This window comes from Catellatospora sp. NPDC049609 (genome assembly GCF_040675365.1).
Lineage (GTDB): Bacteria > Actinomycetota > Actinomycetes > Mycobacteriales > Micromonosporaceae > Catellatospora.
In genome coordinates this window covers 1-12,171 of sequence record NZ_JBFAOU010000216.1, presented here as the reverse complement: position 1 = coordinate 12,171, position 12,171 = coordinate 1, and the positions used below count along the sequence as shown (strand labels likewise).

The following is a 12,171-nucleotide window of genomic DNA, read 5'->3' as shown; positions in this document are numbered from 1 at the left end:
CACGTAGTTGGATTGCGCGCTCTGTACCTGGCAGGCCAGGCAATCCAGCTAACTCGCTGGCGGAATACCAGTTACGCATAGCTGTCACCGAGGGCGCGTTTAAGTTCGCGCGACGCAGACCACCTCGTCGGCGACGGCGCGCATGTCCTCGGCGGTGTCGGCCGCCGCCACCGGGACACCCCGGTCACTCGTTCAGGCGCCGGAGGGCACCCGGCGCAGGGTGCGGATAGGGCGGGCGGCCAGCAGTGCCGCGGCGGTGAGCAGCGCGACCACGACGCCTACCAGCAGCACCTGGTCGGTGCCGAAGGCCGCGACGGCCGGGCCGGCCAGGGCGCTGCCGATGGGATACATGCCGACGGAGCCGGCGACCTCGTAGGCGTGGACCCGGTTGAGCACCTCGCCCGGGACCTGGGTCTGCACGCTGGTGGCCCACATGACGCCCCAGACGCCGATCCCGGCGCCGACGGCGATCTGGGCGGCGGCGAGCAGCCAGACCGGCCAGCCGAGCACGATGCCCAGCGGGTAGAGCGGGTAGGCCAGCATCGCCACCGCCCCGGCCGCGAGTGGCCGGGCGGGCTTGTACCGGATGGCCAGCAGCCCACCGGCCACGGTGCCGGCGCCCAGCGCGGCATTCAGCAGCCCGAAGGCCGAGGCGCCGTGCTCGGGCACGATGACGCCGGCGGCGACCGACAGCTGCGGCCCCCAGGAGAGCACCGCGAAGAACATCCAGATCACGATGACGCCCCACAGCCAGCTGCGGGCACGGAACTCCTGCCAGCCGACCACGAGGTTGCGCCACAGGCTCTCGCCGGCCGGCGGGGCGGGCACCCGCCCGAGCCGGACGGCGACCAGGCAGAGGGCGCTGGTCGCGTAGGCCAGGGCGGACAGCAGCATCACCCAGCCGGTGGCGCCGAAGCCGACCAGTGCCCCGGCCAGCGCCGGGCCGCCGAGGCCGGTGAGCGCCTCGGAGGTGCGCAGCACCCCGTTGGCCCCCTGGACGTCGCGGGCCACCAGCGGGACGGTCGAGGACGCACCCGGCTGGAACATCGCGTTGGCGGTGCCGGCCACGACCAGCAGCGCGTACAGCTGCCAGAGGTGGGCGATGCCGTAGAAGAACAGCAGGGCGAGCAGCACGTGGGCGACCAGGTTCGCGAGGTCGGCGGCGATCATCATGCGGCGGGCGGTGAACCGGTCGGCCAGCACCCCGCCGAAGAGCACCAGCCCGGCGAACGGGCCGACCAGGAACGCCATCGCGTAACCCGCGGTGTCCAGGCCGTACCCGCCGGTGAGCAGGCCTGCCGCGACCGCGACCGGCAGCATGGCCCAGCTGAGCAGGCCCGCGCTGCGGGCGGTGAAGTAGTACCGGAAGTTGCGGGACCAGATCGCCGGCTGCTCACCGGATGCCGCGTACGCGGGTGGTTGCTGGACCTGCGCGGGCGTAGCCGCGGTGGAGTCGGCCGAGCGTCGGTGCTCGGCGACGTCTTCGGAGCGATGGATCCGGCGGGGTGACCGGTGGGGCGGGGACGGCGTGACGGTGTCGTGTTGGCTCACCCGAGGGACACTAAGTGCACATGCACTTAATGCGCAAGAACAAAGTGCAGACGAACTTTATTCTGCTACACCTAGTTCTCGCGCATTTAGTGCGGGCGCATGTGCTAGGGTGCGGGCATGGAGACGACCGTCGGCGGCGCGCAGGTCGCTCGGGCCCTCGTCGATCAGTGGCGGCAGCTCACGGCCAGCAGGGTCCGCATCGGCAACGCCCTGGAGCAAGCGCTGGAGCAGCAGCACGGCCTGAGCTGTCAGGAGTTCGAGGTGCTGGACCAGCTGGCCGAATGCACCGATCAGGACAAGCCGCGGGTGCAGGACATCGCCGACGTCGTGCCGATCACCCAGAGCGCCCTGTCCCGCCTCATCGGCCGCCTGGAGAAGCAAGGTCTCATCGAGCGCAGACTCTGCGAGGTCGACCGCCGTGGGATCAACGTGTTCCTGACCGACGCCGGGCGCGCCCGGCATGCCGCGGCCCGCCCGACATATTGCGAGGTGCTGGCCCGGCAGCTCGGGGACCGCGACACCGAGACCACCGACGTCACGCTCGGACTGGGCGAGCTGCTGCAGGCACGCAACAACGCCGCCGGCTGACGCCTCGGTCGGTCCCCTCGACGAGGTCGAGGCGGCGACGTGCGGCTGCCCGCCGACTCCGGATCAGCCGCGCTCGTGCTGCTTCCTGGCGCGCAGCGTCCGCAGCATCCGCGCGTCCGTGAACCCGACCTCACGGGCCGCGGCATCCACGGTCGCGCCGCGGTCGATCAGGTGCTCGGCTCGTTCCAGGCGCAGGATCTGCTGGTATGCCAGCGGGGTGGTGCCGATCGCCCGCCGGAACAGGCGGGTGACCGACCGCTCGCTGCATCCCGCGGCTTTCGCCAGCAGACTCAGTGGCAGCCGCTCGGTGAAGCGACCGTCGATCAGGTCCTGGATGCGATGCACCGCCTCGTCGACGTGCGACCGGTGCCGCAGGACCGGGCTCAGCTGCGGATCGCCGCCGTCCCGGCCGGCGTAGACGACCATGGTCCGCGCTACGGCGGCGGCCACGACCGGTCCGTTCCGCACACTCACCAGGTGCAGCGCGAGGTCCGTCGCGCTGGCCACGCCCGCGCAGGTGACGATCCGGTCGTCGGAGACGTAGAGGACGTCGCGCACCACCGTCGTCGCCGGGTAGGCACGAGCGAGATCCTCCTGTATCGCGTGGTGGGTGGTACACCGGCGCCCGTCGAGCAGGCCCGCACGGCCGAGGGCGTCGGCTCCGGCGCAGATACCGGCCACCGTCCCGCCGGCCGCGTGGTGCTCACGCAGCCGCCGGGCGTTCCCGGCGCCGATCATCCGCTCGGGCCCACGCCATCCGGGCACCACCACCAGGTCGTCGGCGGTCAAGGGCGGCCACTCGACGTCGACGTTCAAGGACAGCCCCTGCACGCTGCGCACCTCGGGCTCGTCGGACACGTAGTGCAGCCGGTAGTCGCAGCCGAGATCGGTGGCGATGGAGAAGACCTGAGCCGGTGCCGCCACCTCCAGCAGGTGCACCGAGGGCACGAGGACGAAGACGATGCGCGGCATGGCGGGTCAGCGTACGGCCGCGCCGGTCAGCTCACCAACCGTGCGGACCGTCGCGAATCGCCCGGACAGCGCGTACCGGGTGCGCTCGATGATGTCCGCCACGCCCAGCGAGGGCCCGCCGGACGGATCAGGAATCGGGCAGGTGGCGGTGGCGTCGATCGCGAAGGTGACGTCGAACCCCAGGTCGGCGGCCACGCGGGTGGTCGTCTCGCAGCACTGCTCGGTCTTGATGCCGCAGACCGTCAACTCGCGTACACCCCGACGGGTCAGCAGCTGGTGCAGGTTCGTCGTGGTGAACGCGTTGTGAGCCGACTTGACCAGCACCGGCTCGTCGGCCGCCGGGTCCAGCCCGTCCATCAACCGGACGTGCCCGAGGGCGGGGTCGAAGACGGTGCCCGAACCAGCGCGTGCCCCGAGGACCCAGACGACCAGGTCGTCCTGCGCCCTGGCCAGGTCTACCAGCCGGTTGACCTGGCCGACGATGTCGGGCTGCGAAGCCAGATGCCAGTCGGGGAGCCGGCGAAACGACTCCTGAACGTCGATGACCACAAGCGCTCTGTTCATGTCTCCAGGCTGCACCTGATCTTCGCCCTACCGAAGATCGGATCCGGCCGGCTTACGGATCGATCCGGACAGCCGACGGCCGCGTGGCAGTGCCAGGCACGCGTCGAGGGCGCCGCGCGACGCTGTCGATCGCGGCGCGCCGGTTCAGGCCGCCGTGATGCGGGTCAGTTCCAGTACCGGAATGGTCCGGACACCGTTGGTCTTCTCCGCGTACTCGGCGAAGCGGGGGTGGCGCCGGGCCTGCTCGTCGTATCGCCGGTCGCGTTCGTCTCCGGTCAGCTCCCGCACGCGGACAGGGTAGGTGCCGGTGCCGAGTTCGACGGCGGCACCGTCGGCCGAGGTGAGGTTGTAGTACCAGTCGGGGTTGCGGGGTGCGCCCGCCTTGGACGCGAACACGTAGATGACGTCGTCGTCGGTCTCGTGTGGCAGGTACATCATCGGGTTGACGAGCTCGCGGCCGCTCTTGCGGCCCCGGTGGTGGACCAGCACCATCGGCGCGCCGTCGAACGGCCCGCCCACGCGGCCCTCGTTCGCGCGGAATTCCTCGATCACCTTGGCGTTCCAGTCGCTCATCGGATGTGCCCCTTCTCGTACCGCGTGTGGGTGCGGATCAATCGTCGCGCTGATCGTGGCGGACGCGCGTCATCGAAGGTACGCGGCGCGTCCGGTCCGGCGGTTGCCCCGCCTCAGCACGGCACCGTGGTGAGGACAACGTGATCTTTGCGGACTTCGCCGACCATGGCGAATGCGGACCGGTCGACGTCGCGGCAGAAGCGGAGATCCCTGGAAAGATCGACGCGTTCGGACGCGGGCATGCGTGCGTAGTCGCGAGCATGCTCAGCGGCGCCCTCCATGATGCCCGCGACCAGGTCTGCCGGTCCCGTCCCCGACCAGGAGACGGTCCGGGTGTCGCCGCCGCAGACCTCGGCCGACCTCGACTGACGGCGCGCAGGCTATCTCGGTGACGCCGCGCTCGAAGGCAACCGCGGCCGTCGTGAAAGCCCGGATGACATCGATGACGACGACGATTCCGCCAGCCGGGATCTCCGCATCCATACCTGTGATCGACACGTCCATGATCGTTCGCGGTCGGAGTCCGGCCGGCAAGGACATTCTCGCAGCGTGACCTGGCGCGCTACGTCCGTGCCCGGCGAGGCCGGGGTCGGCCATCGACGACGACGGCACGACCCCGGCCTCGGTTCAACCTGCTACCGCGTTCTGATCAGGACCGCGACGGAGACGGCACCGGCGATGGGGGTTTCTCATCGGGTGCCGGCAGGCCCGGGACGCCGAGCTTGCCGTGGGGATCCGGCCAGACTCCCCTGTCCTGCGGCCCGGGCCACTCGGGCTTCTCCCATGGCACCCCGCCGCCGGGCCAACCCTTCTCGCCCCTCCACTCACCGCGATCCGGCAGCACGCGCTCCACCTTCGGGTGATCGACACCGAACTCGCGGTGGTCGTCGGCGTGGTGCGCCACGAACACGACCGCGAAACCGAGGCATCCGGTGCAGACCGCTCCGGCGAGGAACGCCCCGGCCAGTGCCAGGCCGAGTCTGCCCGACACGCGCCGCGGAGCCGGTGCCGCGGCCGGCTGCGCAGCGGGCGGGGCGGCAGGCGCTGCCGGCGGGGCCGCCGGCTCTGCGGAGGCGTCGGCGGGTGGGGTTTCGTCAGGCTCTGTTGTCATGCAGGACACGGTGGCGCAGGCAGCTAAGCGCTGTTGGTCGGTTCGTTAAGAAAATGCGATGAGTTGGCGGGCATCAGCACCCGCAGCAGGGCGCCGCCGGTGGTCGCCGGCTCCGCGGTCACCGTGCCGCCGTGCTGGGCCACCGTCTGCGCGACGATGGCCAGGCCCAGGCCGGAGCCGGGTAGTGCCCGGGCCGCGGGTGCTCGGTAGAACCGCTCGAACACGCGCAGGCGGTCGGCTTCGTCGATGCCGGGGCCGGCGTCGACGACGGTCAGCTCCAGCTGCTGTCCGACGTGGCGCAGGCGCACGCTCACCCGCCCGCCGGCCGGGCTCCACTTGGTGGCGTTGTCGAGCAGGTTCAGGACCATCCGCTCCAACGCGCCGGGACGGCCCGTCAGCTCCGCGGTGACCAGGTCGACGTCGATCGGCACCGCGGTGCGGCCGCGACACCGTTCGACGGCCCCGACGACCACCTCGGCCATGTCGACGGGCTCGGCCTGCTCCGGGCTCGTCTGCTCCCGGGTCAGGTCGACCAGCTCGTTGGTGAGCTGGGTCAGCTCCACGACCTGGGTCTCAAGGTCCTGCATCAGCCGGGCGCGGTCCTGGGCGGGCAGCGTCCGGCCCGACTCGGGCTCGGCCTCCGCCCGCACCAGCAGCTCGATGTTGGTACGCAGGCTCGTCAGCGGCGTGCGCAGCTCGTGCCCGGCGTCTTCGACGAGAGCCCGCTGCGCGGCACGCGACGCCGTCAGCGCGGCGAGCATGTCGTTGAACGCTCCCGCCAAGCGGGCCACTTCGTCGTGGCCCCGCACCGGTATCGCGGTGAGCAGGTCCCGCGTCGCGGCCACCCGCTCCACGGCGCCGGTCAGCTGGTGGATGGGCGCCAGCCCGGCACGGGCGACACTGCGCCCGAGCAGAGCCGCCAGCGCGGCACCGCCGAGGCAGCCCAACGCGAGCAGCATGGCCAGCCGGCGGAGGGTGTGCTGGAGCGGTCCGAGCGGTTGGGCCACCTGGATGGCGCCGCCCTCGTCGAGGGGCAGTGTCACCATCCGCAGCTGCTCATCGTCGACGGTGACCGTCTCCCTGCTGCCGGCCGCCCGCCCGTTGATGACTGCCAGGGCACCGCCGGTGACCGGCAGCGCGGAGGTGAAGGCGACACCCTTGACGGTGATCATCTGCCAGCGCGGCCCCAGGCCGTCCTCCCTGATGTCGCGCCGCTGCTCGCCGCCGGGACCTTTCGGTGCCGGCTTCACCGCCGACGGGACGATCCACCGGTCCGGCTGAGCTGCGATCGTGCGGGCGTCGGCGTCGAGCTGGGCGTCGAGCTGCCGGTACAGCTCCTCCTGGACGAGCAGGAACGCCATGGCGCTGACGGCCACGACCGCGACGGCGACGGCGAGCGCCGCGATGACGCTCAACCGGTTGGTGATGCTCACAGCGGGGTCTCGCGCAGCACGTAGCCGACGCCGCGCACGGTGTGCAGCAGGCGGTCGCGGCCGTCGGCCTCCAGCTTGCGACGCAGGTAGCCCAGGTACACGTGCAGGCTGTTGGAGCTTTCGCCGAAGTCGTATCCCCAGACCTGCTCGAACAGCGCCGACCGGGTCAGGACCTGGCGGGGATGGCGCAGGAAGACTTCGAGGATGCTGAACTCGGTGCGGGTCAGCCGCACGGGCCGGCCGTCCGCGGTCACCTCGCGCGTGACGGGGTCGAGGGTGATCCCGGCGAAACGCAGCGGCTCGTGCTGGCTGCCCGCGCCGACCAGGACGGCGCGGCGCAGCAGCGCGCGCAAGCGGGCGAGCAGCTCCTGCAGCGCGAACGGTTTCACCAGGTAGTCGTCGGCACCGGCGTCCAGGCCGGCGACGCGGTCGCCGACGCTGTCGCGGGCGGTCAACATCAGCACGGGGACCACGATGCCTCTCCCCCGCAGCGAGCGGCATACGTCGAGCCCGTCGTCGCCGGGCATCATCACGTCGAGCACTAGCGCATCGGGTTCGGCGCCGAGCACGGAGGCGAGCGCTTCGGCCCCGTCCGCGGCGACGTCCACCGCGTAGCCCTCGAACCTGAGGCTGCGCGCGAGCGAGTCACGCACCGCGGTGTCGTCGTCGGCCACCAGTATCCGCAAGACGTCCTCCTCGACTCGGCCCACGCTCGCCAACTGCGGTCGAGCCGACCCGGAGGCGAACCAGGGAAACGCGGCGCCATGGTACGTGGCGGACCTGTGGGGATGGCCTACGCGCTGGTCACGGGAAAGCGACGGGGTAACGCGGTGCTGCCCGAGCCGCGCAAGAACGCCAACCGGGTCCTGCCCGGCCGGCGGGCTGTCGGCGAACGCGCCCATGCCCAGCTCAAGTCCTGGCGGGGACTGGCCTGCGACTTCCGCGGACGGCGCCGCCGGCACGCCGTTGGTTCTCACCGACCAGGAGATGGCCTACCTGTCGACCTCGTGCTGAACGCCGGCGTTCTCGTTTGTCGTCGGTGTCACACGGACGGGTCCCAGGCTTCGAGCTGATCGAAGATACGACGGTCGCCTTCGAACTTCAGCGCATCCAGCGGTATGCGGCCGTAGAAGAACAGGACCAGGTCACTGGCCGTGCCCCGGGCGGAGACGTCGGCCGTGTCCTCGCCGGCAGCGGGCGTGAGGTGGGCGACCTGTGCGCCGTCGTGGGACAGCCGAAGACGCCAGGAGTAGCCCTCGGTGGCGTGGTAATCGACGATGGCGGGTTCGTGTGGCCAGGCGACCGTCGTCGCGCAGAGGGTGAACTGGCAGTCGTCGAAACCGTCGAGGGCGATCTCCTCCGGTATCGGCTGCGGGGCACCCCCGGTGAGCTGGACGTCGTAGGTGTGCACCGCGATCTCGTGGAGCTGGCGCCGCGCCCAGGCCCCGGAGGTCTGCGGTGACGGCGAGTCCGCCCACCATGTCCAGCAACCGCGATCCGGGCCCGCCTCGCGCAGCACGCTCGCCAGGTGCTCGACGGACTCGACCCACCAGGCCAGGAGACCCTCGCGCTCCCGAGGTGCACCCGTGCCGCCTCCCCATGCGGACTCCTCCGGCGGAGCGTCCGCGGGCCCGGCGGCGACGATGGCGGCTGCCTTGCGGCGACCCATGCCCAGGTGTTGCACGTGATCGAACAGCGTCCGCTCGGGATGGGTCGGCATCTGAACGTCGAGGCTGGGTGCCGCGGCGACCGCAGCGCGGAAGGCGGCAGACCGTTCGTTGATCAGCCGCAGCTGATCAGGGAACGTGAGGATCTTGTGCACCCCGGCTTTCTATCACTGTGCTCCGATGACCGGACAGCGATTTTCGCAGCCGACGCGGGGGCCGGCCACCCCGGCACTGATGGTGCCCTTGAAGCGCCTTCGCCGCCGACAGGCCGGCTCGCGGCGCGCCTACACTGCCGGCCATGGACACGACCGACCCGGCGCTCGACCGCCACACGGCCCTGGTGCGCTGGCTGACTGCCGGGTTCCTGCTCGTCTACGTGCTGCTCGGGCTGGTGATGATCCTGGCGATCGGCTCCACCCCCAGCACTGATGTCGGAGTACTTCCAGCCGTAGGAGCTCTCTTCACACAGCGAGGTCGGCGGGCTCCGCCGTGGCGGGCCGGGCGGCGGGTCATGACGACGGCCATGGCCCGCCGGACACCCGTCCCGCGAAGCTCCGCGTCAGCGCGGGGACAGGACGCAGAACTCGTTGCCCTCCGGGTCGGCGAGGACCTTCCAGACGGCGTCGCCCTGGCCGACGTCGACGAGGGTCGCGCCGAGGGCCTGCAGCCGGGCCGCCTCCGCCGCATGATCATCACTGAGGTACGGCGCCACGTCGAGATGGACGCGGTTCCACACGGTCTTCGTGCCGGAGGTGCGGATGAACTCCAGATACGGCCCGACGCCCTTGGCCGAACGCAGCCGCGCATGGTCGTCGGTCACCTCGTGCAGTTTCCAGTCCATCGCCTCGCCCCAGAACCTGGCCATGGCACGCGGGTCCGCGCAGTCGACCACCACGGCGGCGACCGGCCCGGTGTCCCGGTAGATCTCCCGGGGCTCCAGCACGCAGAACACGTTGCCCTCCGGGTCGGCCAGGACCGTCCACGGGACGTCGCCCTGGCCCACGTCGGCGGGCGTCGCACCGAGCTCCTTCAGGCGCGCGACCAGCTCCGCCTGATGGGCCGCAGAGGTGGTGGCGAGATCGAGGTGCACGCGGTACTTCACCGTTTCGGGGTCCGGGACGGTGACGACATCGATGAAGAGGGCGGCGGGGTCCGGGTAGACCAGGCCCACCGGTTCGAGGTTGGTCACACAGGGACCCTCGCTGGAGACACCCAGGCCGAGCGCATCCGCCCAGAACCGGCCGAGCGCCGCGTCATCCCGAGCCTTGAAGTTCACCTGAACAAGTCGCAGTGGCACGCCGCAGATCATATGCGTGGCGGATGACGACCGCGCCCGGCCTGCGAACAAGCCGGGTCTTCATCGATCCGATGCGGCGGAACCCGAACCGCGATCCGGGTCCCCCGAGGGTCTGTCGCGGCCGTCGCGCCGGCAAGGCGACGCGGGGCTTCGGCCGTCACGGTGCGATGAGGCCTTGGCGGTATGCGTACCTGGTGGCGTCGGTGCGGTCCCGCGCGCCGATCTTGCTGAACGTGTTGTTGACATGCGTCTTGACGGTGCTCTCGCCGATGAAGAGGGCGGTGGCGATGTCGCGGTTGCTCATCCCCTGCGCCATCAACCGCAGGATCTCCACTTCACGTGGCGTGAGCCGGTCCGGGTTGTGCCAGCTGCCCGTCGAGACCGACGGCCGCAGGCGGCTGATGATGCGCTGCGACACCGCGGGATCGAAGGTGGCCTGCCCCTGCGCGGTCGCCCGCAGCGCGGCGGCGATCTGTTCCCGGCCGGCGTTCTTGGTGAGATAGCTGCGCGCTCCGGCGTGGCGGCTCCCGACGTCCGGTCAGTGGCGCAGGTTCGCGATCAACTCAACCACAAGCAGCCGGTATCCCACGAACACCAGCAACGCGACCAGCCCCACCGCCGCCAACCCCACGATCGACTTCCCGCTCATACGGCTGCCCTCCTTCGCCAAGAACCCGCGCATCAGCTCGCTGAGCAGGTCCGTCTCCGGTTCTCTCATGGACAGGAAGGCTAGGAACACCGGCTCGCGCCGAGGACCATCCCGAGGTGGAGAACCGGATGGAGATCAGGGTGGAGCCGTCCGTCACCGAGCTGCGAGCTAGCGGATGCGGCGGCTCGGCACCGGCGGATGGCTCCCTCGGGCTTCTGAAATCCGTCGTCGGGGAAGCGGGCCGCTCGTCGGGGTGGGTCTAATTCACGCGACAACCGTCGTACCATGCCTACAAAATCCCCGGGTGACGCTCTCAGCCCTCCTCAGCCGTGCCCGCCCGCCGTCGCCGCTGGCCGGCCGCCTATCCGTGCAGTCGCTGCTGTTCGCGCTCGGCCAGGGCACGTTCATGACCGGATCGGCGGTGTTCTTCACCAAGATCGTCGGGATGTCCGCCGCGCAGGTCGGTCTCGGCCTGACGCTCGCCGGCATCGCCGCCTTCCTGGCCGCCGTGCCGATGGGCAAGCTGGTCGACCGCTTCGGGCCGAAGAGGATGTGGGCGCTCAGCGCCGCCGGGCAGGCGGCGATGTTCTCCGTGTGGCCGTTCATCAGCGACTTCGAGGGCTACGTCGCCATGGCCGTCGGCATGGAGGTCATCGGTGCGCTCGGCGGTGCCGCGTACGGCGCGTACACGATCGACGTGCTGCCGCCGGACGAGCGGGTGAAGTCACGCGCCTACATGTACTCCGCGCTCAACCTCGGCTTCACCCTCGGCTCCGTGATGGGTGGCATCGCGCTCGCGTTCCACTCCAACGACGTGCTGCACGCGCTGCCCTGGTTCACCGCCGCGGTCTTCCTGGTCAACGCCGCCGCGGTCACGCGGCTGCCGCGGGCCTCGCACGACGAGCGCAGCCCGGAGGACCGCAAGGTGCGCATCCCCGGACCGGGTCCGCTGCGCAACCCGGGTTGGCTGCTCACCACCTTCTTCGGCGGGGTGTTCTGGACCAACCAGGTGCTGCTGAACGTCGTCATCCCGCTCTGGCTGGTCGAGCAGACCGACGCCCCGCGCGTCGTGCTGGCGTTCCTGTTCGCCACCAACACGGTGATGTGCATCTTCCTGCCGATGGTCACCTCCCGCGGCGTCCGGGACCTGCCGACCGCGCTCAAGGCGATCCGGCTGTCGTCGACGTTCTTCGTGCTGTCCTGCCTGATCACGCTCGCGACGCACGACACCGTCGGCTGGGTGACGATCTTCCTGGTCTGGCTGGGCCACGTCACCGTCACCGGGGCCGAGCTCTACCTCTCCGCGGCGAGCTGGTCCTTCGAAGCCGAGCTGATGGACCCGCGCCAGCGCGGCGCCTACCAGGGCGCGGCCGAGCTGAGCGGCACCCTCGGCAAGGTCTGGGCACCGGCGGTGTACACCTTCCTCGCGCTGAACTGGGGCGCGGCCGGCTGGCTGGTGATCGCCGGCATCATCGTGGCGGCCACCATCGGCATCCACCCCTCGATCCGGCTGGCGCGACGATTCCTCGAACGGCACGTCCCGGCCGACGTGCTGGCCGACGCCCACTCTTCCAGCGGCAATGCCGGAGAAGAGGCCGCTACACCGCCGCCGCGCCAGGCCGACGGATCGCTGCCCGAGTCGGTCGGCAGCCACTGAGCACCTGAATCCTGTCCGTGACCGCGCGCCCGCCCCGCCGACATCGCGGCGGGGCCGACCGCGGTCAAGCTGAAGGAGGCGGCGGTCGCCGAGGGCAGCACGGTCAACA

The 12,171-nt window shown here is 70.9% G+C and carries 13 protein-coding genes; 2 read left to right on the top strand and 11 right to left on the bottom strand.

The window, feature by feature from the left end:
• Positions 1 to 192: 192 nt before the first annotated feature.
• Positions 193 to 1,551 (bottom strand): MFS transporter, encoded by a 1,359-nt coding sequence (locus tag AB0J67_RS35250; protein WP_363489111.1) that lies wholly within the window; start codon positions 1,549 to 1,551, stop codon positions 193 to 195.
• A gap of 117 nt (positions 1,552 to 1,668) precedes the next feature.
• Between AB0J67_RS35250 and AB0J67_RS35245 the strand changes: the two genes are divergently transcribed.
• On the top strand, positions 1,669 to 2,139 hold the full coding sequence (locus AB0J67_RS35245) for a MarR family transcriptional regulator (RefSeq protein WP_363489109.1): 471 nt from the start codon (positions 1,669 to 1,671) through the stop codon (positions 2,137 to 2,139).
• Positions 2,140 to 2,202: 63 nt separating this feature from the next.
• On the opposite strand, the gene AB0J67_RS35240 is transcribed toward AB0J67_RS35245, so the two are convergent.
• From AB0J67_RS35240 to AB0J67_RS35195, 10 genes are all read right to left on the bottom strand, one after another.
• Positions 2,203 to 3,111, bottom strand: a complete 909-nt coding sequence (locus AB0J67_RS35240; RefSeq protein ID WP_363489107.1) for a DJ-1/PfpI family protein — start codon at positions 3,109 to 3,111, stop codon at positions 2,203 to 2,205.
• 6 nt (positions 3,112 to 3,117) lie between these two features.
• Entirely contained in the window at positions 3,118 to 3,675 is a 558-nt protein-coding gene (locus AB0J67_RS35235) for an isochorismatase family protein (RefSeq protein WP_363489105.1), read from the bottom strand.
• A 144-nt stretch (positions 3,676 to 3,819) separates the two neighbouring features.
• Positions 3,820 to 4,248, bottom strand: coding sequence for a nitroreductase family deazaflavin-dependent oxidoreductase (locus tag AB0J67_RS35230; RefSeq protein WP_363489103.1), 429 nt, complete (start codon positions 4,246 to 4,248; stop codon positions 3,820 to 3,822).
• 264 nt (positions 4,249 to 4,512) lie between these two features.
• Positions 4,513 to 4,731: a 2-phosphosulfolactate phosphatase gene (locus AB0J67_RS35225; protein ID WP_363489113.1), complete on the bottom strand. Its 219-nt coding sequence runs from the start codon at positions 4,729 to 4,731 to the stop codon at positions 4,513 to 4,515.
• A gap of 651 nt (positions 4,732 to 5,382) precedes the next feature.
• The gene (locus AB0J67_RS35220) at positions 5,383 to 6,792 is read right to left on the bottom strand and encodes a HAMP domain-containing sensor histidine kinase (RefSeq protein ID WP_363489101.1); all 1,410 of its coding nucleotides are present in this window, start codon (positions 6,790 to 6,792) and stop codon (positions 5,383 to 5,385) included.
• The gene (locus AB0J67_RS35215; RefSeq protein ID WP_363489099.1) at positions 6,789 to 7,478 is read right to left on the bottom strand and encodes a response regulator transcription factor; all 690 of its coding nucleotides are present in this window, start codon (positions 7,476 to 7,478) and stop codon (positions 6,789 to 6,791) included. Before AB0J67_RS35215 ends, AB0J67_RS35220 begins: the two co-directional genes overlap by 4 nt.
• Before the next feature lie 356 nt (positions 7,479 to 7,834).
• Positions 7,835 to 8,614 carry a maleylpyruvate isomerase N-terminal domain-containing protein gene (locus tag AB0J67_RS35210; RefSeq protein WP_363489097.1) on the bottom strand — a complete coding sequence of 260 codons (780 nt, stop codon included), beginning with the start codon at positions 8,612 to 8,614 and terminating at the stop codon, positions 7,835 to 7,837.
• Positions 8,615 to 9,018: 404 nt separating this feature from the next.
• Positions 9,019 to 9,756 (bottom strand): VOC family protein, encoded by a 738-nt coding sequence (locus AB0J67_RS35205; protein WP_363489095.1) that lies wholly within the window; start codon positions 9,754 to 9,756, stop codon positions 9,019 to 9,021.
• Between the two features lie 157 nt (positions 9,757 to 9,913).
• Positions 9,914 to 10,174 (bottom strand): response regulator transcription factor, encoded by a 261-nt coding sequence (locus AB0J67_RS35200; protein ID WP_363489093.1) that lies wholly within the window; start codon positions 10,172 to 10,174, stop codon positions 9,914 to 9,916.
• Positions 10,175 to 10,294: 120 nt separating this feature from the next.
• Positions 10,295 to 10,474: a hypothetical protein gene (locus AB0J67_RS35195; protein WP_363489091.1), complete on the bottom strand. Its 180-nt coding sequence runs from the start codon at positions 10,472 to 10,474 to the stop codon at positions 10,295 to 10,297.
• A 235-nt stretch (positions 10,475 to 10,709) separates the two neighbouring features.
• Here AB0J67_RS35195 and AB0J67_RS35190 point away from each other — a divergent pair, with 235 nt between their 5' ends.
• Positions 10,710 to 12,062, top strand: coding sequence for an MFS transporter (locus AB0J67_RS35190; protein ID WP_363489089.1), 1,353 nt, complete (start codon positions 10,710 to 10,712; stop codon positions 12,060 to 12,062).
• The last annotated feature ends 109 nt before the right edge of the window (positions 12,063 to 12,171 follow it).